Genomic DNA, 23,093 nt, shown 5'->3' on the forward strand with positions numbered 1-23,093 from the left:
CCAGTACCGCTGACGGGCGGGGCGGGCGCACGTACGATGCGGGGAGTGGCCGCGCAGTGACCACCCGCACCGCCGAGAGGAATTCGCGCCGATGGCTGACGCACACGAGAAGGACGCGCTCTACGCCCTGGACATTTCGGGTGTGGAGTGGATCAGCGCTCCGGGCACCGAGGAGCACGAGGAGCGGGTCGAGATCGCGCACCTGCCCGAGGGGGCGGTGGCGATGCGGTCCTCGCTGGATCCGGAGACGGTGCTGCGCTACACCGAAGCGGAGTGGACCGCCTTCGTGCTCGGCGCGCGCGACGGGGAGTTCGACCTCCGCTAGGGCGTGCCGGCTACGTACGAGAGGGGCCCGCGCACCGAGTGCGCGGGCCCCTCTCGTACGTTCGGGGTGCTGCCGGTCAGACCATCCGGAAACGCGTCGCGTTGCCGCGGTCGGTGTCCTGGTAGCCGACGAGCGAGCTGTCGAGCAGGTTCGCGATGTTGCCCAGCTTCGCGTTCATCTGGTCCATGTTGGTGGTGACGTCGCGCTGGATCTCGAGGTAGGCGGTCTTGGCCTCACCCTCCCAGCTCTCGGCGACGGTCTTCACCTTGTTCATCAGGTTCTCGAGCCCCTGGCTGAGCTGCGAGCTGGTGGTGCGCACGTCGGACGCGGCGGTCGCGACGGTGTCGTAATTGACTGCGAGTGACATCGCTGTCTTCCCTCCCGTTGTGGTTCGTTACAGCCGTGCGGGCGTGCGTCAGACGCCGAGGATGGAGCTGGTGTTGCCGCCGACCTTGCGGATCTCGGCGATGCGCTCCTGCTCCTGGGCGGTGAAGCCCTTGACGCTCATGCGCATGGCGTCTTCCAGCTCGATCAGCCGCTGCTTGATCTTGTTCATGTTGTCGTTGACGCCGCGCTGGAGTACGTCGTACTCCTTGCTGGCGGCACCCTGCCAGCCGGCCTGGATGCGGTCGACGACGTCGTTCAGGCGGTTGATGCGGCCCGAGAGATCAGAGTGGTACGTGTTGATCTCATCCGCGAGCTTGACCTTCTTTTCGTCATCGACTTGAAGGTTCATCGCCATGTCGGTTCTCTCCCGTCATCACACTTGTGAAGTCCACTGACACTGTAGCCACTTCATAGGACAGGCCCAACAAGTATGCCCGGGCAGGTGCTCGGTTCCCGGAGTGCAAACCCGCCTTCCTGCCTACGCAGGGGTGCTTGGTCCGGTTCGGCGCCTTCTGCGCCGCGTCTCCCGGGCCACCGCCGCCGCTCCCGCGATGACGGCGATCAGGACGGATCCGATCCCCAGAGCGTACGTCCCCAGGCGCGCCTGGCGCTCCTGCGCGGTCTCGTCGAGGACGAGCGGCGCGGCTTCCGGCGCGACCGCGGGCGGCGGTCCCGGGTCCGCGCTGGGCGGCCCGGCCGGCGGTGCGGCGCTGTCCGTGGCGACGGCGCGGACCGGGTCGACGACGCCCCAACCGACGTAGTCGTCACGGCCGTTGACGGCGCGCTCGGCGGACTGCTCGATCTGCCAGATGATCTGCGGGGCGGTCCACTTGGGGTTCTGGGCGCGCAGCAGGGCCGCGAGGCCGGCGACGTACGGCGCGGAGAAGCTGGTGCCGTTGTCCACGCACTGGCCGAAGCCGGGAACGGTCGAGACCATGTCCACGCCGGGCGCCGCGACGCCGACGAAGGGTCCCGGCTGGGAGAAGGCGGCGCGCTCGTTGTTGCGGTCCACGGAGGCGACGGCGAGCACGCCGGGGAAGGCGGCCGGGTAGGTCTTGCGCTTCTGGCCGTCCATGCCGTCGTTGCCCGCGGAGGCGACGACGACGATGTCGGCGGCCACGGCCTCCTTGACGGCCCTGCCGAGGTCGGATTCCTCGGCCATCGGCAGGGTGGTGTCCTGCGAGATGTTGATGACCTGGGCCTTCTGGGCGATCGCGTGTCGGATGGCGGCGGCCAGGGTGTCGGCCTTGCCGGTTTCCTTGTCGTCGTTCTGCCGGATCGGGATGATCGTGGCCTCGGGGGCCAGCCCGACGAATCCGGTGCCCTCCTGCGGGCGGGCCGCGATCAGGCCGGCCACCTTGGTGCCGTGGCCGACGGTGTCGGTCGTGCCGTCGCCGCCCTTGGGGTCGATGTAGTCCTTGCCGGCCCCGATGTCCACGGCGGAGGCCAGCTGCGGGTTGGCCCGGTCCACGCCGGTGTCGATGACGGCGACCCTGACGCCCTTGCCCTTCGTCTTCGCCCACAGGGCGTCCAGCAGCAGGCGCTGGAGGGCCCAGGGGCGGTCCGCGATCTGCTTCTTCATGGGGAAGGTGCACTCGCCGGCGCCGGCGAGCCGGATCGCGGGGACGGCCCCGGCGGGGCGCGGGTCGGCGGTCGGGGCCGCCGCGGCGGCGGACGTCAGGGTCGCCGCGGAGGTCAGGGCGAGGGCCGTGGCGCACAGGGCGACCCGGTGGCGCGTCGCCTTCGCCTTCGGCTTCGGGGTCGGCTCAAGGGTGGGCATCGACATCGGCGTCCTCACGAACCCTGGGGCTGGCGCGCGGCGTTGGTGTCCAGCCGGGGGCCCTTCGACAGGAACTCGGACCACGCGATCGGGACCAGGGTCGGTACGACGTTCCCGTAGCCCAGCCGGATCTGCGCCTGGCTGGCTTCGGGACGGCCGTCGGAACCCTTCGCCTTGGGGTCGGCCGCGCCGATCTTCGAGTGCTCGGCGTCGCTGTCCCCGTTGGCCTGGACGGCGTACCGCAGGCCGGTGTCGGTCACGAGGAAGAGGGTGCCGCCGGCGGTGCCCTGGTTGCCCTGGGTCTGGGTGTAGAGGAGGCCCGAGCCGGGGGTGACGTACGCGCTGGTGCCGCTCGCGGTGATGTCGACGGGGAAGCCGGTGCCCGCCCAGGTGCTCATCGTCTGGTTGCCCTGGCCGTCGACGCCGCGCAGGACGTTGCAGACGGTGTCGCGGTCGGGGCTCTGGCCGGAGCCCGCGGCGGGGGCGGGGGTGCCGGCTGCGGGGGTCCGGTTGATCTGCGCGGACTTCTTCGCGGGCCAGCGGGCGTCGCCCCGGAAGGGGACGGGGTCCGGGGTGAGGGACTGCAGGTCCACCTCGCGCGGCTTGCCCGTCATGTTGAGCTTGTCGGTCGCCGGCGCGTTGATGAGCAGCCAGGCGACGAACTCGGTGACCGGGGAGACCTTGCCGCCGGGCAGCACCACGTAGTGCTGCGGGCCGGAGCCGGTGACCGCGCGCAGCACCATGCCGACCCGGTTGTCGGCGGTGCTCAGCCCGGACACGCCCGCGTCCGCGCCGACGGTGCCGGGCAGTTGCGGGAAGCCGAGGTCCTCGCCGGGCTTCAGGGTGGCCAGCCACTGGTCGGTGACCTGCTGCGGAGTGCCGCTGCCGACCAGGGCGTTGGTGAGCTTCTGGGCGTCGGAGGCCGCCGCGCTGCCGGCAGCGCCCTCGGGGAACTTGTACTTGGTGCCCGTGGCGTCGACCAGGAAGCGTTCCTTGGTCGGGCCGGAGCTCTGGACGTACAGCACCTGGCCGTCGGCGACCTTGCGGGAGTCGTCCAGCAGGGGGGCCTCGCGGTCGGCGAGGACGAAGGTGGCGCTCTGCACGCCGTGTCCGTTGCCGCCCGGCTGCTGGCAGACGGCCCAGCGCTTGGCCTTGCCCGCGTCGGCGGGGGCGGGCAGCCGGTCGGGGGCGTAGGGGATGCCGATGATCGGGCCGCGCGGGGGCTTGCCCCCGTCGAGGAGCTTGTCGTCGACCTGGATGACCTGGAACTTGTCCGGGTCCAGGAGCAGCCGGGCGGACGCCAGGTTGAGGACGGGGTGCAGCCGGGTCTGCGTCTTGCCGCCGTCCTTCGTGGTGAGGACCACGTACCGGGTCGTCGAGTTCTTGCCGACGATGACCTTCGCGCCCGGGTCGGCCCATCCCTTGGGGGCCTGGGACTTGAACATGCCCCACGCGCCGAACGCGGCGAGGATCAGCGCCCCGACCACCAGCCCCGGCACGGCCGCGCGCAGGGGGCGCGGCGCGCCCTCCTCGGTGCCGGTGGCGGACGGCTGGAGGAACGCGGCGACGGTGCGCCGCTTCGCAAAGGTGTACGCGTTCAGCTCATCGCGTCGTGATGCCATGACCGCCTGCTTCTCCCCGCACGGCCCGGTCGGTGGGTCCGGTCCCCGAGCCTCGATTGTCGGACCGGGCACCTACTATGCCTGTTGACGGAGGGTGCGCAGGGGCCGGGTAGGGTGAGGGCGCCGCTCCGTGCCTCCCGTACCGGGGTAATCAGGGCTTGTTGGGGTGGTTAGGGGAATTCCGGGGTCACGCGGGCAGGTGCCGCACCGTCGGAACTCACGGGGCCCGGCCCCGGGAAGGGGAGGTCCGCGAGTGAGGACGACCGCGAGGCAGCGGCGTGCGGCCGAGGCCGCACCGGAGCGCGGCGCACCGCCCGCCCGGGAGCACACGGGGAATTCGAGTACCGCGTCAGGTGTGACACCACACCCGCGGTCGAGCCCGGGGCGGTTCGGGCCGTTCCGATTGCAACAGCTCGTCCTGGTCCAGGTCGCGGCCGCGGTGCTGCTCGTCGCCTGGGTGGTGGACCCGCTGCTGCTGGTGCCCGCCGGCGTGCTGGCGGCCGTACTCCTCCTGCTGGCGGTCGTCCGCCGGCACCAACGCTCGCTGCCCGAGTGGATCGGCACCGCGCTCGCGCTGCGCGCGCGCCGCCGCCGGGCCGCCTCCTCCCCCGTGCCCACGGGCACCGAACCGGGGCTGGCCCCGCTCGTCGAAGCCGATCCGGCGCTGCGGACCTGCACCTTCAGCGACCGCGACCGCCGCCCGGTCGGCATGATCGGCGACGGGACCTTCCTGACCGCGGTCGTCCAGGTCGACATGGACGCGACGGCGCTGCGCCCGGACCGCTCCGCGCGGCCGCTGCCGCTCGGCATCGTCCGGGACGTCCTCGAAGTGGACGGCATCCGGCTGGAGTCGGCGCAGCTGGTGCAGCACACCCAGCCCGCGCCCGCGCCGCACCTGCCCGCCCAGTCGATGGCGACCCGCAACTACGCGCCCCTCCAGGCCCTGACCGGCACCCCGGCCGTCCGCCTCACCTGGATCGCGCTCAAGCTCGATCCCGAGCTGTGCCCGGAGGCGGTCGCCGCGCGCGGCGGCGGCCTGGCGGGCGCGCAGCGCTGCGTGGTGCGGGCCGCCGACCAGCTGGCGAGCCGCCTCGCCGGAGCCGGTTTCCGGGCCACGGTCCTCACCGAGCAGGAGCTGACGGCCGCGCTGGCGACCTCCTCGTGCGCGAACCCGATGGCGATCACCCAGGCGGGTCGCGCGGCCGGCCGCGCGGGCACGCCCGGGCGGCGCACCGAGGAGACCCCGCGGACCTGGCGCTGCGACGACCGGCGGCACACGACGTACTGGATCTCGCGCTGGCCGCAGCTGGGCGGTGGCGCGGCGCCGCTGCCGCAGTTCGTCGCGCTGCTCACCTCGCTGCCCGCGCTGGCCACCAACTTCAGCCTGACCCTGGCCCCGGCCGAGCGGCACGGGGTCACCGTGACGGGACACGTCCGGATCACCGGCCGCAGCGACGAGGAACTGGTGGCCGCGCGGCGGGCGTTGGAGACCACCGCGCGCGGGGTGAAGACCGCGCTGGTCCGACTGGACCGCGAACAGCTGCCGGGCGTACTGGCCTCGCTGCCCCTCGGCGGCGCACGATGACGGGGGGGATCACGATGAGAGTGGGATACGGGCTGGTCGGCCCGCGCCGGGAGCGGCACGCGATGCCCGCCGCGGACCTGGACGGGCTGGCCCTGCCGATCGGGGACGACGGCGTGGTCATAGGCGTGGACGCCGAGGGACGGCCCGCGGTGCTCGGCATCAACCGCCCCGCGCCGTACGAGGTCACCCTCATCGGCGGCCTGTGGACGGCCCAGGTGCTCGCGCTGCGCGCGGCGGCGACCGGGGCCCGCGTGGCGGTGGAGACCGGGCGCGCGCAGGTCTGGTCGGGGCTGGCGCAGGCCGCGGGCGGCGGCCAGCAGTGCGTGACCCTGCACGAGGTGGGTCGGGTGCCCCCGCAGGGCGCGTCGGCCGGTAGCCCGGTGCTGGTGATCCGCGACTGCGGGATGCGCCCGCCGCGCGGCCGGGTGGTGGCCGGGCCCTGGCAGTCCGTGCTGACCCTGCTGCCCTATCTGAGCCCGACCGCGCCGAGGCTGCTCCAGCAGTCCTCGTTGGTGGGGGTGCAGCGGGTGTCCCCCGACGAGGCGGACCAGCTCGGCCGTCTGATGAACCTGCCGCGGGGCGCGGTGGAGTCGCTGCCGACGCTCGGCGACGGCGTGACGCTGTGGTGCACGCCGCGGGACCGGCAGTTCGTGATGACGCAGGGCACGGACGCGGAGACGGGGCTGCTGGGGGCGGCCCGACGGATCGACTGAGCGGACCGGTCGAGGCGTCGTGGGCGGTTTCCGCGGCCCGTCGGGTCCGCCCGGCTTGCGCGGGGCGCCGTGCGGGCAGGCGTCTTCGTACGCGCCCGGTGCGCGCCCGCCCCGGCGGCGGGACCGGGCGCGCGGCGGGCCGACGGCACGCGGAGGGAACCGGACCGACCCGTGGGGCGTCCGCGCCGGTGACGGGTCGGGTCCGGAGGCCGGCTCCGGGCGCGATTAGGCTGACCGTGGGCGCGGTGCCGATGGGGGCGCCGGCCCGGTGTTCGACCAGACCAGGAGGACCAGTGAACGGCGATCGGAACGAGAGCCGCGGCGGGACGTGGAACGTCCCGACGGACGATCAGTCCGACGCGGAGCCCGAGCTGACGGGCGAGTTCACCATCGACTACACCCCGCCGGCCTGGTACACGCAGGACGCGCCGGCGGGCCCGACCCCGCCGGACCTCCCGGCGGGCAGCGGCTTCGAACCGCACCGACCGGGTGACATCACCTCCCCGTCGACGATGCGGATCGCGCCGGTCCCGGCGCAGCCCGCGGCTCCCCGCCCGGCCGAGGCGCCCGACGGCTCCCCGTTCCCGGCGGCCCGCGTTCCGGGTGCGGACGCGGCCCCGGCCGGCTCCGCCCCCGCGGGCGCGCCGCACCCCGCCGCGGCCGACACGCCCGCACCCGGGGCCCCGGCGCCGTTCCCGGCCGCGGGGGGCGCCTCGCCGGCCCCGGGCGCACCGGCCGCCGGTGGTGGCTCGCCCTACCCGGGTGCGGATCTGCCGTCCGCGGGCTCTCCCGACGCCGGCCCGGCCGGGGACGGCCTCGCGCCCCACCCCGCCGCTCCCGCCGGCGCCGGTGCGGTGCCGCCGTACCCGGGGGCGTCCGGCACGGACCCGGGCACGCCCGCCGCCGGCGCCGACGCGGTGCCGCCGGCGCCGTACCCCGGCGCGGCCGACGCCGCCGCGGAAACGCCTGGCAGTGGCCCCCACTCCGCGCTTCCGGGTGCGGGTGCGGGTAGCCCTACGGATGCCTCGTACCCCGGCGCGGCCGCCCCGGCCCCGGTCGCGGCCGACCGCGCGCCCGGCTCCGCCGACGCGGGTGCGGCGGCGGGTGGGAGCGGTGGTTCCGGGTTCACCCCCGCGGGTGACTCGGTGACCGCGTTCCCGCAAGGCTCCGCCCCCTCGACCGGACCGGGGGCGACCCCGGCCGCCGGCTCGCCCGTACCGCCGTACTCCGCCGTCGAGCCCACCCCGGCGGAGGGTGCGGCCGCGCCGCCGGCCGACGCCGAAAACACCGGAACGGGCCCGAACCCGAACGACCCCCTCGCGCCGGAGAGCGGTGCGACGGCCCCGGACCCGTACCGCGGCGCGGCCGACGCGCCCGCGGGCGAGGGGAGTTCGCCGTTCCCGGCTCCTTACCCGGCCGCGCCGGCGCCCGCCGTGGCCGCCGACGAGCCGCAGGACGCCGTGCCCGGGCCGCCCTGGTCCGCTCCCGCGGCGCCGGCCGAACTGCCGCCGCTGCCGGCCGCGTTCCCCTCGCACGCCGCGGACGAGCCGGCTCCGGACCCGCAGCAGGGGTACGGGTACCCCCCGGCCCCCGCACCGGCACCCGCGCCCGCACCCGCACCCGCCCCGGCGCCCACCGCACCCCCCGGCTACGGCTACCCGGCAGCGCCCAACCCGCCCCAGACCGGCGCCCCTTGGGGCCAGCCCCAGGCCCAGCAGCCCCCGCAGGCCCCGTACGCGCCCCAGGCACAACAGCCTCCGCAGACCCCGCAGGCACCGCCGCAGGGCGACCCCCGGCTCGGCCAGCAGTGGCCGCAGCCCGGCGGACCCGGCGCGCCCGGCCCGCAGGACCCCCGCTACCCCTCGGCCTCCCCCACCGGCGGCGGCGCCCCGCTCGGCTACACGGCCGCCGTGGAGCTGTCCTCCGACCGCCTCCTGCGCAACAAGCAGAAGCCGAAGAGCAACCGCGCGGGCGGCTCCGGCGGCGCCGCGGGCCTCTTCCGGTTCGGCGGCAAGGCCGCCGAGGCGGAGCGCCAGCGCAAGCTGGACCTGATCCGCACCCCGGTCATGTCCTGCTACCGCATCGCCGTCATCAGCCTGAAGGGCGGCGTCGGCAAGACCACGACCACCACCGCCCTCGGCGCGACGCTGGCCACCGAGCGCCAGGACAAGATCCTGGCCATCGACGCGAACCCGGACGCCGGCACCCTCGGGCGCCGCGTGCGCCGCGAGACGGGGGCGACGATCCGCGACCTCGTCCAGGCCATCCCGTACCTGAACTCGTACATGGACATCCGGCGGTTCACCTCCCAGGCCCCCTCCGGGCTGGAGATCATCGCCAACGACGTGGACCCGGCCGTCTCGACGACCTTCAACGACGAGGACTACCGGCGCGCGATCGACACGCTGGGCCGCCAGTACCCGATCATCCTCACGGACTCGGGCACCGGGCTCCTCTACTCCGCGATGCGCGGGGTCCTGGACCTGGCCGATCAGCTGATCATCATCTCGACCCCGTCCGTGGACGGTGCGAGCAGCGCCAGCACCACGCTCGACTGGCTCTCCGCCCACGGGTACGCCGACCTCGTCTCGCGCTCGATCACCGTGATCTCGGGGGTCCGCGAGACCGGCAAGATGATCAAGGTCGAGGACATCGTCCAGCACTTCGAGACCCGCTGCCGCGGGGTGGTCGTGGTGCCGTTCGACGAGCACCTGTCCGCCGGCGCCGAGGTGGACCTCGACATGATGCGGCCGAAGACGCGCGAGGCGTACTTCAACCTCTCCGCCCTCGTCGCCGAGGACTTCGTCCGCGCGCAGCAGTCCCAGCCGCAGCCGCACTGGCAGCAGGGCCCGCCCCACGCCGCACAGGCACCGCAGCAGCCCCAATCGCCCCAGCCCCAGCCCCAGCCCGCGCAGGCGCCCGCGCAGCCGTACCCCTACCCCCCGCACTCCCCGTACGGCCAGCCGCAGCCGCAGCAGCCCTACGCCCCCCAGCAGCCCCAGCAGCCCCAGCAACCGCAACAGCCGCCCGCGCAGCCCCACCCCCAGCAGCAGCCCCCGCAGCCCTACGGCCAGCCGTACCCGCCGCAGCAGCCCCAGCCCGGCCAGGGCTGGCCGCAGCAGCCCCCGGCCCCGCCGCAGGACCCGCGCCAGTAGCGCCACCGGCGAACAGCGAGGGCCCGTACCGTCCAGGGGACGGTACGGGCCCTCGCCCGTTCCCGCGGCGCCGACCGGCCGGCCGGCGCTCCGCGTCGAGGAAGCCGGTCAGCGCTCCGCGTCGTAGACGTCGGTCAGCACCCGCGCCCGCTTCACGTCGTCCGCGATGGCCTCCAGCAGGCCGTCCAGCGACTCGAACTTCGCCATCCCGCGCACGTAGGCGAGGAAGTCGACCGTCACGTGCATCCCGTAGAGGTCCAGCCCCACGCGGTCGATCGCGTAGGCCTCGACCGTCCGCTCGGTCGCGTCGAACTGCAGGTTGGTGCCGACCGAGATCGCCGCGGGCATCCGCTCGCCGTCGGCCGTCAGCCAGCCCGCGTAGACGCCGTCCGCCGGGATCGCCGTGTGCGGCAGGGTCTCGACGTTCGCCGTCGGGTAGCCCAGCTCGCGGCCGCGCTGCGCACCGCGCACCACGACGCCCTCGACCCGGTGCGGCCGTCCGAGGATCTCGGCCGCGCCCTCCATGTCTCCCTCGGCGACCAGTCGGCGCACGAGCGTGGACGAGAAGGCCTCGCCGCCGCCCGCCGTGCCGCGCACGACCAGGTCGATGACCTCGACCTCGTAGTCGTAGGTGGCGCCCAGCTCCGCGAGGAAGGCGACGTTCCCGGCGGCCCGGTGGCCGAAGCGGAAGTTCGGGCCCTCGATGACGGTGCGCGCGTGCAGCTTGTCGACCAGGACCTTCACGATGAAGTCGGCCGGGGAGAGCTGCGAGAACTCCGCCGTGAACGGCAGGATCAGCAGCGCGTCGACGCCAAGCTCGGCCATCAGTTCGCCGCGCCGGTGGTGCGGGGCCAGCAGCGGCGGGTGGCTGCCGGGGCGCACGACCTCGCTGGGGTGCGGGTCGAAGGTGACGACGACGGACGGGACGCCCAGTTCGCGCGCCCGCTCCACCGTCCGTCCGATGATCAGCTGATGACCCCGGTGCACACCGTCGTACGAGCCGATGGTGACGACGCTGCGTCCCCAGTCCTGGGGGATGTCCTCCAAGCCACGCCAGCGCTGCACTGTGACCGCTCCTCGCCCGAACCCGTGTCGTACCTGTTGAGATTGCAGGTCTAAGACTGCCATGCCGGTGCTCCGGGGCCCGCATCGGCATCTGCCTCAGGTCAGGGGCACGTCAAGGCGCCCTCGAGTCCGGGCGCAGCGTCTCGATCATCCGCCGCGCGCTGGGCCCGAGCAGCGCGGCCGCCTCCGCCGCGTCCCGCGCCAACCAGCGGGCCGCCAGCGCCCCGAAGGCGGGGACGGCGCGCGCCAGCTCGACCGTGCGCCGGTCGAAGACGGCCGCACCGCCCGGTGCGCGCAGCAGCCCGCGCCCGGTGCGCCGCAGCAGCTCCCGGCTCCGCTCGGCGGGCCGCGCGGCCGCGCCGAGCGCCACGGCGCCGAGCAGGGCGTCCAGGACCCGCACGTCGGCCTCCGTGTCGAGGAGCACGTCGACCAGCTCGTCCCGCAGCGCGTACGCGTCGTCCCCGCCCGGCGCCGCGAGCACCTCGGCGAGCGCGGCCCGCACGCCGACGGGCCCGTCCAGCAGGTGCAGCACCAGGGGGCGCAGCACCGGGGCGGCGCAGGGGCCCTGCCCCAGGCGGTGGTGCACGAAGGCGGCCGCGTGCGGGGCGTCCTCGGGGTGCCGGGCGAGGTGGGAACGGACCAGCTCGGCGGCCCGCCGGGCCAGCGCGGGCGTGGTCAGCACGGCCAGCGCCCGCAGCACCTCGCCGTCGGCCCGGTCGGCGAGCGCGTCGAAGACGGCGTCCTGGTCGGGAAGGACGGGCAGCGCGGCCACCAGCTCGGCGGCGGGCAGCCGGGAGCCGCGCGCGCGGAAGCAGGCGAGCGCGTCCGGCAGGTGGCGGGCCCGCTCCTGCGGGTCGCGCAGCAGGATCGCGAGGGCGGCGCCGTGCAGCGAGGCGTCGGCCGGGCGGGCGAGGAGCGCCTGGGCGGCGAAGCGGAGCAGCTCCCGGTCCGCGGGGGTGCGCACGTGCGGGGCGGCCGCCAATCCGTACGTGGCGGCCGCGACCCGGCGTTCCGGGCGCTCGTCGTGGGCCCACCGGTCCACGGCGCGGCTGACGGCGGAGGGTTCCTCCTCGGCGAGTACGGAGAGCAGCTCGTCGGCGCGGGGGTGAGCGGCGGTGACGAGCGCCTCGGTGAGGTCGTCCACCGCGAAGCGGCGGTGCGTGTGCAGCAGGGCCTGGGCGGCGGTGGCGACGGTGGCCCCGGGACGGCCGTGCAGGCGGCGCTCGTCGCCGAACCAGGCACAGAGCAGCGGCTGGACGGAGCGGGCGTCGCGGGCGAGGCGGCGGGCGGCGGCGTCGAGGTAGCGGTCCCCGTCGGGGGTCGCGGGGTCCGGCGGCGGGTCCGCCGGGAGCAGGCGGCGCAGCAGGTCGAGGCGGTCGGCTTCGGGCAAGCGCAGCCGGTTCCAGAACCAGCCGCCGAACTCGCCGGGGCCGGCGCGCGAGACGTGCTCCGCGAGGGCGTGCAGGACGGGGAGTTGGGGCCGGACGTCATGGCGGCGCAGCAGGGCCCCGCGCACGAGCCGCCCCGCCCACCAACCACGGTCCCCGTCGTTCCCGGTGATCCCCTCGTCCCCGCCCTCGGCCAGCAGGTTCAAGGCCTCGACGAGCCGGGTGAGGACGGCGGTCAGGGCCGGGTCGGGCACGAGCAGGAGGGCCTCCAGCACCGGTCCGATCCGGTGGCGCGGGACGGGGAGGCCCAGAGCGGCGTCGGGGTGGTGGACCAGGGTGTCGAGGGCGGTCGGCACGTCGAGGTGGGCGGCCTGGAGCCAATCGGACAGCTCCTCGTGGGCGAGCCGGTAGCCGCCGGGGCCGGCGGGCACGAGCAGCCCCTCGGCGAGCACCGCCGAGGCCCAGCCCGTGCGCCAGGGGAAGAGCTCCTCGAAGGAGGCCCGGTCCAACTGCCCCTGCCCGGGCCCCAGGCACCGCCGCGCCGCCTCGTGCACGCGTCCGCCGACGCGGGCCGCCAGCCGCCGGATCCCGGGCCCGTGCACCCCGGCCCCGGCCCCTCCCCCGGGCCTGCGCGCGGCCCCGGGGTCCGGCTCCGGATCCGGTCCGGGATCCGTGGCCGCGCCTTCGCGGGGCGCCTCCGGGGCGGGCGGCAGCCACCACCCGGGGGCGTCGTGCGCCGCGCCCCCCGGGTCCGTCGGGAGCGCGGCGCCATCGGCTCCGGGGCCGGACGACCCGGCGGGCTCCGGTGCGGGCTCCGGCGCGGGGCCCGCGGTCAGCGGGGAGGCCGATACGCGGACCGCGACGCGCAGGCACATCAGGTCCAGGTGGGCCGCGAAGATCTCGTTCCGGGAGGGTCGGCCCGAGGTGACGCCGGCCGCGCGGACGTCCGACAGCAGCCGCAGCGCCAGCGGGTGGCGGGCGGCCAGCGGGTGGACGCCGTCGTCCGGGACCCCGTAGCGGGACCGGGCCAGCGCCGCCTCGTCCGGGGTCAGGTCGCCGAGCCGCAGCGCCGGCGGGAGGCGGCGGGCCGGGCGGCCGGGGGTGTGCAGGGCCTCGGGCGGATAGAGCGCGCCGGCCCGCTCCCAGTGTTCCGGCCGCCCCGCCACGATCAGCCGCGCGCCGGTCCGACTCAGCCAGGCCGCCGTGCCCGCGGTCCACTCCGCCAGCCGGTGGGCCAGGTGCGGCGGCATCTCCTCCGGCGCGTCCAGCAGGACCAGCAGCGGCCGCCGGGCGCGCACGGACAGGGCCGCCACCCGCTGCGCGAGCTCCGGATCGACGGTCGGGATCCGGGGCGCGGCCACGATGCGGGCCGCTTCGGACAGCGCGCGCCCCACCGCTTCGCCCACGGAGCCGTCGGTGGCCAGCAGGTCCGCGCCGCGCAGCCACACCGTCGGGGCGGGTTCACAGCCGCGGGCCCGGCGGGCGGCCAGGGCGGCCAGCTCCGTGGTGCGGCCCGCGCCCGGCTCGCCGACCAGGCCCAGCACCGACCGCCCGGAGGCGAGGAAGTCCTCGAACTCCCGGACGGTGCCCGCCCGTTCCACCGCCTCCACGGCGGGCGCAGGGGCCGCGGGTCCCACCGTCATCCCGGTCAGCTGGAGGGCCCCGGCGAGGTTCAGGTCGTTCCCGTAGCCGGGGACGGTCGCGGCGTTGCGGGCCAGGAGTTCGGCGAGGGGGCCCCGCGGGTCGGCCGCGGCCGCCGCGTGCAGGGGGACCACGAAGGTTCCGGAGCGCTGGTCCGCTTGGAGTGCGGTGCTCACCACCGCGAGCACCGAGCCGGTCTCGGCGTCCAGCACGGGACCTCCGCAGACCTCCCCGCCCAGTCTGAGGGCGTCCCGGCCGTCGGTGCCGATGGCCAGTTCCACCGCCGCGGCGACGGGCCACGGCCCGCCGTCCCCCGTCCGGTCCGCGACCGCCCGGTAGGTGACCTGCGCGCCCCCGAGCACCCGCGCCTGCCGCCAGCCCCGCGCGGCCAGCCGGACGTACGCCCCCGGCTCCACCGCCTCCCGCGCGGCCACCGGCAGCGGCCGCACCCCGAGTCCGTCGGTCCGTACGAGCGCCAGCGCGGTCCCCGGCAGCAGGGTCACCTGGTCCGCAGCGGCGAGCCGGCCGCGTTCCCCGGCCCCGCGCAGCAGGACCCGGTCGAGGCCCTCCACCGCTTCGTGGGCGGTCAGGACCGTCCCGCGGTCATCGGCGACGAAGCCGCTCCCCCGCGGATGCCCGGCCGGGTCGAAGATCCCGACCAGTCCCACCTCGCGCGCCGGATCGGCCGCGCCGGATCCGACACCCTCGGCGCCCTCGGCGGCACCTTCCCCGCCCGAACCGGCCGAACCGGCCGTACCGCCCGTACTGCCTGTCCCGCTCGTACCGCCCGTGAACGCCATCGCCGCACCCGCTCCCCGCCACGCCCGTGCTCACGACGGTAGGTCGGTGAAGATCAGCGCGAAAAGCACGCGTCGCGAAAGCGCCCCCCTTCGCTCCCTCCATTCACTCCGAGCGCCTGCTCGGACGGGTGAATAAGGGGGTCCGGGTGGATAGAGACCTACCCGAGGGGGGTCGTGGAGCGGTGAGCGGCGGTCTTCGAGCGCTCACCGCTCCACGTCGAACGACGTCGTGCGGCCGCCGGGCACGACCCGGCGGCCGGCGCGTCAGACGAAGACCGCCAGGGACTTCGCCTTGCCGCCCTTGTTCTCGACCAGCCCGAGGAGCGTGCCCTGCGGCCCGTAGACCGCGACGGTCCGGCCCACCGGGTACTCCTCCGGCATCTCCAGCCGCACGCCGTTGCCGAGCAGTGCGGCGCGCCGGGCGTCGAGGTCCCAGCGCGGGAACGCCGCTGCCGCCGCCTCGGCGATCGGCATGACGGTGAGCTCCTCCTGGTGCTGGTCCAGGGTGCGCGCCATGTCCAGCTTGTACGGGCCCACCCGGGTGCGCCGGAGCGCCGTGAGGTGGCCGCCGACGCCGAGGTCGGCGCCCAGGTCGCGCGCGAGGGCGCGGATGTACGTACCGCTGGAGCAGACGACGGAGACGACGAGGTCGACGACCTTGGTGCCGTCCTCGGCCTCGGCCTCGCGCATGTCGTAGACCTGGAACGAGGAGATGGTGACCGGGCGGGCCGGGATCTCGAAGTCCTCGCCGTCACGGGCGCGCTTGTAGGACCGTACGCCGTTGATCTTGATGGCGCTGACCTTCGACGGGACCTGCATGATCTCGCCGGACAGCTTGGCGATGCCCTCGTCCACGGCCTCGCGGGTCACCCCGGAGGCGTCCGCGGAGGAGGTGAGGTCGCCTTCGGCGTCGTCGGTCAGGGTGTTCTGCCCGAGGCGGATCGTACCGAGGTACTCCTTCTCGGTCAGGGCGAGGTGGCCGAGCAGCTTGGTGGCCTTCTCCACGCCGAGGACGAGGACGCCCGTGGCCATCGGGTCGAGCGTGCCGGCGTGGCCGACGCGGCGGGTCCTGGCGATCCCGCGCATCTTGGCGACCACGTCGTGCGAAGTGAAGCCGGACGGCTTGTCCACGATGACAAGGCCGTCCGGCGGGGGCGTGCGGTCAGTGCTCATTCCGCGGCTGCGTCCTCGTCCTCGCCCGGCTTCTTGTACGGGTCGGCCTCGCCCGCGAACGTGGCGCCCGAGGACGCCTCGCGCACCTGGGCGTCGGAGGCGCGGACCTTGTCGAGGAGGTCCTCGATGGTCTTGGCGTTCTCCGGGAGGGCGTCCGCCACGAAGGTCAGCGTGGGGGTGAACTTGGTGCCGGCCGCCTGGCCGACCGCCGAGCGCAGGACGCCCTTGGCGCTCTCCAGCCCGGCTGCCGCGCTGGCACGGTCCTCGTCGTCGCCGTACACCGTGTAGAAGACCGTGGCCTCCCGCAGGTCACCGGTGACCCGGGTGTCCGTGATCGTCACGTGCGTACCGAGACGCGGGTCCTTGACCCCACGCTGGAGCTTCTGGGCGACCACCTCCCGGATGAGGTCTGCCAGCTTCTTCGCGCGCGCGTTGTCGGCCACTGGTCCGTCTCCTTCTTTTCTTGCAGTCAGTCGTCATCACCGTGGATCCGCCGTCGTACCGACAGCAGCTCCACTTCCGGACGTGCCGCGACCAGCCGCTCACAGCGGTCCAGTACGTCCGACAAAAAGCTCGTGTCCCCGGTCACCAGAGCGACCCCTATCTCGGCCCTGCGGTGCAGGTCCTGATCGCCCACCTCGGCCGCGCTCACAGAGAACTTGCGCTGGAGCTCGGCGACGATGGGCCGGACGACGGAGCGTTTCTCCTTCAACGAATGAACATCGCCGAGGAGCAAATCGAAGGACAGAGTCCCCACGTACATGCGGCTTCCGGATGTCCCGCCGGTTCGGGTTAGGTGACCTGCCGGGCCATCGCCCGACAGGGACACCAGAACCGTACACGCAACGGCCGGGGCCGATCGACGGATATTCCGCCGACCGGCCCCGGGGTTACGACACGGTACGAACCGAGAGGGTGCGAACCGCCGCGTGCTTACGCGCGCGGCTTCTCGCGCATCTCGTACGTCGCGATGACGTCGTCGATCTTGATGTCGTTGTAGCTACCGAGGTTGATACCGCCCTCGAAGCCTTCACGGATCTCGGTGACGTCGTCCTTGAAGCGGCGCAGACCGGAGATGGTGAGGCTCTCGGCGATGACCTTGCCATCGCGCAGGAGCCGCGCCTTGGTGTTGCGCTTGACCTCGCCGGAGCGGATGAGAACACCCGCGATGTTGCCCAGCTTGGACGAGCGGAAGACCTCGCGGACCTCCGCCGTACCGAGCTCGACCTCTTCGTACTCCGGCTTGAGGAGACCCTTCAGGGCCGCCTCGATCTCCTCGATGGCCTGGTAGATCACCGAGTAGTAGCGGACGTCGACGCCCTCGCGGTCCGCCATCTGCGCGGCGCGACCGACCGCACGGACGTTGTAACCGATGACGATGGCGTCGGAGCCCATCGCCAGCGAGATGTCCGACTCGGTGACCGCACCCACACCACGGTGCAGGACGCGGATGTCGACCTCTTCGCCGACGTCCAGCTGGAGCAGCGAGGACTCGAGGGCCTCGACCGCACCGGAGGAGTCACCCTTGATGATGAGGTTGAGCTCCTGGACGAGACCGGCCTTGAGGACCGAGTCGAGGTCTTCCAGGGACACCCGGCGGACGCGCTTGGCGAAGTTGGCGTTGCGCTCACGCGCAGCACGCTTCTCGGCGATCTGACGGGCGGTGCGGTCCTCGTCGACGACGAGGAAGTTGTCGCCGGCGCCGGGGACGTTGGTGAGACCCAGGACCAGGACGGGGGTCGCGGGACCCGCTTCCTCGATGTTGTTGCCCTTGTCGTCGAGCATGGCGCGCACGCGGCCGTAGGCGTCGCCCACGACCATCGTGTCGCCGACGCGGAGGGTACCGCGCTGGACGAGGACGGTGGCGACGGCACCGCGGCCACGGTCGAGGTGGGACTCGATCGCAATACCCTGAGCGTCCTGCTCCGGGTTGGCGCGCAGGTCGAGCGAGGCGTCGGCGGTGAGGACGACGGCCTCCAGCAGGGAGTCGATGTGCAGACCCTGCTTGGCGGAGATGTCGACGAACATCGTGTCGCCGCCGTACTCCTCGGCGACCAGACCGAACTCGGTGAGCTGACCGCGCACCTTGACCGGGTCGGCACCCTCGACGTCGATCTTGTTGACCGCGACGACGATCGGGACGCCGGCGGCCTTGGCGTGGTTGAGCGCCTCGATCGTCTGCGGCATGACGCCGTCGTTGGCCGCGACCACGAGGATCGCGATGTCGGTCGACTTGGCACCACGGGCACGCATGGCGGTGAACGCCTCGTGACCGGGGGTGTCGATGAAGGTGATCTTGCGGTCTTCACCGTTGACCTCGGTGCCCACCTGGTAGGCGCCGATGCCCTGCGTGATGCCGCCGGCCTCGCCCGCGACGACGTTCGTCTTGCGGATGGCGTCGAGCAGTCGGGTCTTACCGTGGTCGACGTGACCCATGACGGTCACGACCGGCGGACGCGGCATGAGGTATTCCTCGCCGCCCTCGTCCTCGCCGAACTCGATGTCGAAGCCCTCGAGCAGCTCGCGGTCTTCTTCCTCGGGGCTGACGATCTGAACGACGTAGTTCATCTCGCCGGCCAGCATTTCGAGGGTCTCGTCGGAGACGGACTGCGTCGCCGTGACCATCTCGCCGAGGTTCATCATCACGGCGACGAGCGACGCCGGGTTGGCGTTGATCTTCTCCGCGAAGTCGGTGAGGGACGCACCGCGCGACAGGCGAACGGTCTCGCCGTGACCGCGCGGCAGCATGACGCCGCCGACCGACGGGGCCTGCATGGCCTCGTACTCCTGGCGCCTCTGACGCTTCGACTTGCGACCACGACGGGCGGGCCCGCCGGGACGACCGAAGGCACCCTGCGTGCCGCCACGGCCACCGGGGCCGCCGGGACGACCGGCGAAGCCGGGACGGCCACCGCCACCCGCACCGGGACCGCCGCCGAAGCCGCCGCCACCACCGGGACGGGGGCCGCCGAAGCCGCCGCCACCACCGGGACGCGAGCCGGGACCGGCCGGACGGCCGGCGAAGCCGCCGCCACCGGCGGGACGACCGGCACCACCGGTGCCGGGACCGCGACCGCCCGCACCGGGACCGCGACCGGCGCCGCCGGGGCCGCCACCGGGACGGGGACCGGCAGCGGGACGCTGCGGCATCATGCCGGGGTTCGGACGGTTACCACTGGGGGCACCACCCGGACGCGGAGCGCCGCCCTGCGGGCGGGGCATGCCGCCCGGGGTCGGACGAGCGCCGCCGGGACCCTGCGGACGCGGAGCACCGCCGGGACCACCCTGCGGACGCGGAGCACCCTGACCACCGGCGCCGGGGGCACCGGGACGCGGAGCACCCTGCGGGCGGGGAGCCTGCGGGCGCGCCATGCCGGTGGAGCCACCGGAGGTGAAGGGGTTGTTGCCGGGGCGGGGACCCGCGGGACGGGCACCACCCGGACGGGGGGCCTGACCACCGGCGGCGGGGCGCTGGCCCTGGGCCGGACGCTCCTGACCGGCCGGACGCGGGGCGCCGGGACGGGCACCGGACTGACCCGGGGCGGCGGCCGGACGCTGCTGCGCGGGACGCGGGCCGGGGGTCGCACCGGCGGGACGCTCGGCGCGCTGCGGGGCAGCGGGGGCCGACGGCGGCGCGGTGAACTCGGTCGCGACCGGAGCCGGCGCCTGGGCGGCGGGCTTCGGGGCGGCCGGTGCCTTCGGACCGGGACGCGGGCCGGAAGCGGCCGGAGTCACCGGGGCGGGGGCGCTGGGCGCGGCTGCGGCCGGAGCCTCGGCGACGACCGGCTTGGGGGCCGGGGCGCCGGGCTTGGGGGCCGCGGGACGTGCAACGGGACCCGGGGTGGGAGCCCCGGGCTTGGCAGGCGCGGCCTTGCGGGGCGCGCCGGGCTTCGCAGCGGACTTGCCGGCGTTGCCGCCGGGGCCCTGCAGTGCGTCAGTCAACTTGCGTACGACCGGCGCCTCGATGGTCGAGGACGCCGAACGCACAAACTCACCGAGTTCTTGGAGCTTGGCCATGACGACCTTGCTCTCCACTCCGAACTCCTTGGCGAGTTCGTATACCCGGACCTTAGCCACTTCGCTCCTTTTAGGTCCGGGTTACGCCGGACCGTCGCTACTTCATGGGCGTACTCATCGCGTACTCATCGAGTGCTCATCGCAATCTCGACCTACTTCCAACTCGCGAGGTACCTGACCGCACGGAGGTATCCGTGCCGTACTGCTTCGTTCTTGCGCTGTGCCTCTAGGGCCCTTCTACGGCCTTGCGCAGCTCCGCCGTGTCGAACGGTCCCGAGGACTTGAAGGCCCTGGAGAACGCTCGTCGGCGTACCGCCTGGTCGAGGCAGACCACAGCGGGGTGCACATATGCACCCCGGCCGGGCAGCGTACCGCGAGGATCGGGGACGCATGCGTCCCCTGCCACCACGATGCGCAGCAGGTCGTTCTTGGCCGCTCGCTCCCGGCACCCCACACAGGTGCGTTCAGGGCATGCGCCGGCATGCGTCCGGCCAGACACGCTTAAGTCTACCTCCCCGCACCGACCTCACCCCTACGGGCGAAAAATCGAACGGACGTCGTCGTGTAATCACCTGTCTACCGGCCGAGAACCTCCGGCCGGTAGCGGTTTATTCCCGGTCGCTGTCCTGGTGGACTAGCGGACCGGACGGTCCGACCGCTGATCGCGGTCGTTTCCGGCACCCTCTTCGGAGCCCTGCTCCGTGTCGGGGCGGATGTCGATGCGCCAGCCGGTGAGCCGCGCGGCGAGGCGGGCGTTCTGGCCCTCCTTGCCGATGGCCAGCGACAGCTGGTAGTCGGGCACGGTCACCCGGGCGGAACGCGTGTCCCAGTCCACGACCTCGACCTCGCTCACCCGGGCGGGTGACAGCGCGTTGGCGACCATCTCCGCCGGGTCGTCCGACCAGTCGACGATGTCGATCTTCTCGCCGTGCAGCTCGGCCATCACGTTGCGCACGCGGCTGCCCATCGGGCCGATGCAGGCGCCCTTCGGGTTCAGGCCCGAACGGGTGGACCGCACGGCGATCTTGGTGCGGTGACCGGCCTCACGGGCGATCGCGCAGATCTCGACGCTGCCGTCGGCGATCTCCGGGACCTCCAGGGCGAAGAGCTTCTTCACCAGGTTGGGGTGGGTGCGCGAGAGGGTCACGGAGGGGCCGCGGACGCCCTTGGCCACCCGGACGACGTACGTGCGAAGACGCAGGCCGTGGGTGTACTCCTCGCCCGGCACCTGCTCCTGCACCGGCAGGATGGCTTCCAGCTTGCCGATGTCGACCAGGACGTTCTTGGGGTCCTTGCCCTGCTGGACGACGCCGGTGATGACGTCGCCCTCACGGCCGAGGAACTCGCCGAAGGTCTGGTCGTCCTGCGCGTCGCGCAGACGCTGCAGGATCACCTGCTTGGCGGTGGTGGCGGCGATCCGGCCGAAGTCCGACGGCGTGTCGTCGAACTCCTTGGGCTCCTGGCCCTCCTCCAGATCCCGCGGGTCCTCCTTCGCCCACACGACCACGTGACCGTTGGTGCGGTCCAGCACGACGCGTGCGCGGCGGAAGCTCCCCTCGGTGCGGTGGTAGGCGATGAGGAGAGCGGACTCGATCGCCTCGACCAGCAGGTCGAAGGAGATCTCCTTCTCCCGGACCAGACCCCGCAGGGCACTCATGTCGATGTCCACGACTACGCCTCCTCTTCCTTCTTGTCCTTGCGGTTGAACTCGATTTCGACACGCGCCTTGACGATGTCGGCGAACGCGATGCGGCGGGCGGTCGCCTTGCGGCCCTTCACGCCCGGCACTTCGAGGTCCATGCCCTCGTCGTCGACGTCGAGGATGCGGGCGACGAGTTCGCCGGCTCCCTTGTCGTCCTCGCCGGCGAGCTGGAACTTGGCGAGGCGGCCGATGGCGCGCACGTAGTGGCGGTGCTCGGTCAGCGGGCGGTCGGCGCCGGGGGAACTCACTTCGAGGACGTACTCGTCCTCGCCCATGACGTCGCTCGCGTCGAGCGCCTCGGAGACCACCCGGCTCAGCTCGGCACAGGTGTCCAGTTCCACGCCCTCGTCGGAATCCACGATGATGCGCAGCATGCGGCGCTTGCCCGCCTTGGAGATCTCGATGTCCTCGAGGTCCAGGTCCTGGGCGGCGACGAGCGGCTCCAGCAATGCGCGCAGCCTGTCGCTCTGGGTGGTGCTCATCCGGGTGACTCCTCGGCCGCGTGTGCTGTTGTGGTTCCATCGCGTGTGTCGCGTGTCAGGTCCACAGGGTATCCGGTCGCGGGGGGTGTTGCCGTCCGCCCTGTGGACGGGGCCGCGGGTACCGTGATCATTGCCTGTCCCCCGCCCTGCCCGCCGTGACCACCGAGGACGTCGCCGTGCCCTGGACCATGCCTTCGCGAAGGAGCCTGCTGGCCGGAGCCGCGGGCGCGGCCTCGACCGCGCTGCTCACCGGCTGTTCGGGTGGCGCCGGCGCCACCGAGGGGGCCGCCGAGGCTCCACCCGAACGGCCGGTGCGGGAGGGGGCCGTGCGGGACAGCGAGGCGCTGCTGGAACGTTACGACGCCACCATCGCCGCGCATCCGTCGCTGGCCGCGCGCCTGGCGCCGCTGCGCGCCGCGGTGGCCGCGCACGTGGGGGCGCTGGCTCCCGACGACGGCCGGGGCAAGCCGTCCCCGTCGCGCTCCGGGTCGCCCTCCGCGGCCGCCCCGACCGCGCCGGGTCCGGGGACGGGAGCGGCCGGGAACCCGCCCGTGAAGGCCCCGGGCAAGAGCGCGGAACCGGTGCCCGGGCAGCCCGCGGAGGCGCTCACCGCGCTCGCGACCGCCGAGCGGGACCTGTCCGAGGCCCGCACGATCGCCCTGGCCGGGGCGTCCGGCGAGCTGGCCCGGCTGCTCGCGTCGGTGGCCGCCTGCGGCGCCGTGCACACCTACCTGCTCAGCTCGAACCCCGGAGGCAAGGCGTGACGAGGCCCGTGAGACGAGCGTCGGGCGCTCCCGAACCCACCCGTGGCGGCGGCCGCTCCCTGAACGCCGCGCAGGCCGCGCTGGCCGCCGAGCACGCGGCGGCGTACGGCTACGGGGTGATCGGCGCCCGGGTCGCTCCGGAGCGCGCGAACGAGGCCCGGGACGCGTACGGGGGCCACGTGGCCCGCCGGGACGCGCTCGCCCGCACCGTGCGCGACCTGGGCGGAGCCCCGCAGCCCGCGGAGGCGGCGTACACGCTGCCGTTCCCCGTGCGCACCCCGGGCGACGCGGAGCGGCTCGCCGCCGACATCGAGGAGCGGGTGGCGGGCGCGTACTCCGATCTGGTGCGCGCGGCCGACGGCCCGCTGCGCCGCGAGGCGGCCGACGCGCTGAGCGCGGCGGCGGTCCGCGCGGCGCGCTGGCGCGGCGGCGGCGTAGCCTTCCCTGGGCTCGCGGAACGCGCGGAACCCGCCCGCAACAGCTGAAAGGGACCC

19 protein-coding genes are annotated in these 23,093 nt (G+C 74.2%); 6 read left to right on the forward strand and 13 right to left on the reverse strand.

The features are described 5' to 3' along the window. The first annotated feature begins 91 nt into the window (after positions 1-91). Positions 92-325, forward strand: a complete 234-nt coding sequence (locus tag ACZ4UB_RS32020; RefSeq protein WP_354383794.1) for a DUF397 domain-containing protein — start codon at positions 92-94, stop codon at positions 323-325. 76 nt (positions 326-401) lie between these two features. Here the strand turns inward: ACZ4UB_RS32020 and ACZ4UB_RS32025 are convergent, their stop codons facing one another. The 4 genes from ACZ4UB_RS32025 to eccB all read right to left on the reverse strand — a co-directional run bounded on the left by ACZ4UB_RS32025 (position 402) and on the right by eccB (position 4,114). Then, positions 402-692: a WXG100 family type VII secretion target gene (locus ACZ4UB_RS32025; protein WP_354383793.1), complete on the reverse strand. Its 291-nt coding sequence runs from the start codon at positions 690-692 to the stop codon at positions 402-404. Positions 693-740: 48 nt separating this feature from the next. Beyond that, positions 741-1,067 carry a WXG100 family type VII secretion target gene (locus tag ACZ4UB_RS32030; protein WP_385779790.1) on the reverse strand — a complete coding sequence of 109 codons (327 nt, stop codon included), beginning with the start codon at positions 1,065-1,067 and terminating at the stop codon, positions 741-743. Positions 1,068-1,190: 123 nt separating this feature from the next. Then, complete coding sequence (gene mycP, locus ACZ4UB_RS32035; RefSeq protein WP_468075605.1) at positions 1,191-2,492, reverse strand: type VII secretion-associated serine protease mycosin; 1,302 nt, start codon at positions 2,490-2,492, stop codon at positions 1,191-1,193. A 14-nt stretch (positions 2,493-2,506) separates the two neighbouring features. Next, positions 2,507-4,114 carry a type VII secretion protein EccB gene (gene eccB, locus ACZ4UB_RS32040; protein WP_468075607.1) on the reverse strand — a complete coding sequence of 536 codons (1,608 nt, stop codon included), beginning with the start codon at positions 4,112-4,114 and terminating at the stop codon, positions 2,507-2,509. Positions 4,115-4,367: 253 nt separating this feature from the next. Between eccB and eccE the strand changes: the two genes are divergently transcribed. From eccE to ACZ4UB_RS32055, 3 genes are all read left to right on the forward strand, one after another. Further along, on the forward strand, positions 4,368-5,699 hold the full coding sequence (gene eccE, locus ACZ4UB_RS32045; protein WP_468075609.1) for a type VII secretion protein EccE: 1,332 nt from the start codon (positions 4,368-4,370) through the stop codon (positions 5,697-5,699). A 14-nt stretch (positions 5,700-5,713) separates the two neighbouring features. Further along, positions 5,714-6,412, forward strand: a complete 699-nt coding sequence (locus ACZ4UB_RS32050; RefSeq protein WP_354383788.1) for a hypothetical protein — start codon at positions 5,714-5,716, stop codon at positions 6,410-6,412. A gap of 293 nt (positions 6,413-6,705) precedes the next feature. Further along, positions 6,706-9,567, forward strand: coding sequence for an SCO5717 family growth-regulating ATPase (locus ACZ4UB_RS32055; protein WP_468075611.1), 2,862 nt, complete (start codon positions 6,706-6,708; stop codon positions 9,565-9,567). Between the two features lie 108 nt (positions 9,568-9,675). Here ACZ4UB_RS32055 and ACZ4UB_RS32060 read toward each other — a convergent pair whose 3' ends face one another. From ACZ4UB_RS32060 to rimP, 9 genes are all read right to left on the reverse strand, one after another. Beyond that, entirely contained in the window at positions 9,676-10,632 is a 957-nt protein-coding gene (locus ACZ4UB_RS32060) for a bifunctional riboflavin kinase/FAD synthetase (RefSeq protein WP_468075613.1), read from the reverse strand. Between the two features lie 112 nt (positions 10,633-10,744). Next, positions 10,745-14,461 (reverse strand): trypsin-like peptidase domain-containing protein, encoded by a 3,717-nt coding sequence (locus ACZ4UB_RS32065; RefSeq protein ID WP_468075615.1) that lies wholly within the window; start codon positions 14,459-14,461, stop codon positions 10,745-10,747. A 264-nt stretch (positions 14,462-14,725) separates the two neighbouring features. Then, a complete protein-coding gene (truB, locus tag ACZ4UB_RS32070; RefSeq protein ID WP_468075617.1) occupies positions 14,726-15,634 on the reverse strand; it encodes a tRNA pseudouridine(55) synthase TruB in 909 nt (302 codons plus the stop codon). Continuing rightward, entirely contained in the window at positions 15,631-16,077 is a 447-nt protein-coding gene (rbfA, locus tag ACZ4UB_RS32075) for a 30S ribosome-binding factor RbfA (RefSeq protein ID WP_330332934.1), read from the reverse strand. The genes truB and rbfA overlap by 4 nt, the downstream gene beginning before the upstream one ends. Positions 16,078-16,103: 26 nt before the next feature. Continuing rightward, positions 16,104-16,397, reverse strand: coding sequence for a DUF503 domain-containing protein (locus ACZ4UB_RS32080; RefSeq protein ID WP_354383783.1), 294 nt, complete (start codon positions 16,395-16,397; stop codon positions 16,104-16,106). 170 nt (positions 16,398-16,567) lie between these two features. Further along, positions 16,568-19,711 (reverse strand): translation initiation factor IF-2, encoded by a 3,144-nt coding sequence (gene infB / locus ACZ4UB_RS32085; RefSeq protein ID WP_468075619.1) that lies wholly within the window; start codon positions 19,709-19,711, stop codon positions 16,568-16,570. A 166-nt stretch (positions 19,712-19,877) separates the two neighbouring features. Next, a complete protein-coding gene (locus ACZ4UB_RS32090; protein ID WP_354383781.1) occupies positions 19,878-20,150 on the reverse strand; it encodes a YlxR family protein in 273 nt (90 codons plus the stop codon). A gap of 135 nt (positions 20,151-20,285) precedes the next feature. Continuing rightward, positions 20,286-21,320, reverse strand: a complete 1,035-nt coding sequence (gene nusA / locus ACZ4UB_RS32095; RefSeq protein WP_468075621.1) for a transcription termination factor NusA — start codon at positions 21,318-21,320, stop codon at positions 20,286-20,288. A 2-nt stretch (positions 21,321-21,322) separates the two neighbouring features. After that, positions 21,323-21,835, reverse strand: coding sequence for a ribosome maturation factor RimP (gene rimP, locus ACZ4UB_RS32100; RefSeq protein WP_354383779.1), 513 nt, complete (start codon positions 21,833-21,835; stop codon positions 21,323-21,325). 155 nt (positions 21,836-21,990) lie between these two features. Between rimP and ACZ4UB_RS32105 the strand changes: the two genes are divergently transcribed. Continuing rightward, positions 21,991-22,599: a hypothetical protein gene (locus ACZ4UB_RS32105; RefSeq protein WP_468075623.1), complete on the forward strand. Its 609-nt coding sequence runs from the start codon at positions 21,991-21,993 to the stop codon at positions 22,597-22,599. Between the two features lie 8 nt (positions 22,600-22,607). Further along, complete coding sequence (locus ACZ4UB_RS32110; protein ID WP_354383777.1) at positions 22,608-23,084, forward strand: ferritin-like domain-containing protein; 477 nt, start codon at positions 22,608-22,610, stop codon at positions 23,082-23,084. The last annotated feature ends 9 nt before the right edge of the window (positions 23,085-23,093 follow it).

Source organism: Streptomyces sp. NPDC028419 (assembly GCF_055565515.1).

What these genes read in the sequence shown, in the direction of transcription:
- ACZ4UB_RS32080 (WP_354383783.1), bottom strand. Translation starts at nt 16,397, where the DNA reads ATGTACGTGGGGACTCTGTCCTTCGATTTGCTCCTCGGCGATGTTCAT.
- rimP (WP_354383779.1), bottom strand. Translation starts at nt 21,835, where the DNA reads ATGAGCACCACCCAGAGCGACAGGCTGCGCGCATTGCTGGAGCCGCTC.
- ACZ4UB_RS32030 (WP_385779790.1), bottom strand. Translation starts at nt 1,067, where the DNA reads ATGGCGATGAACCTTCAAGTCGATGACGAAAAGAAGGTCAAGCTCGCG.
- ACZ4UB_RS32050 (WP_354383788.1), top strand. Translation starts at nt 5,714, where the DNA reads ATGAGAGTGGGATACGGGCTGGTCGGCCCGCGCCGGGAGCGGCACGCG.
- ACZ4UB_RS32020 (WP_354383794.1), top strand. Translation starts at nt 92, where the DNA reads ATGGCTGACGCACACGAGAAGGACGCGCTCTACGCCCTGGACATTTCG.
- ACZ4UB_RS32025 (WP_354383793.1), bottom strand. Translation starts at nt 692, where the DNA reads ATGTCACTCGCAGTCAATTACGACACCGTCGCGACCGCCGCGTCCGAC.
- eccB (WP_468075607.1), bottom strand. Translation starts at nt 4,114, where the DNA reads ATGGCATCACGACGCGATGAGCTGAACGCGTACACCTTTGCGAAGCGG.
- mycP (WP_468075605.1), bottom strand. Translation starts at nt 2,492, where the DNA reads ATGCCCACCCTTGAGCCGACCCCGAAGCCGAAGGCGAAGGCGACGCGC.
- ACZ4UB_RS32065 (WP_468075615.1), bottom strand. Translation starts at nt 14,461, where the DNA reads ATGGCGTTCACGGGCGGTACGAGCGGGACAGGCAGTACGGGCGGTACG.
- truB (WP_468075617.1), bottom strand. Translation starts at nt 15,634, where the DNA reads ATGAGCACTGACCGCACGCCCCCGCCGGACGGCCTTGTCATCGTGGAC.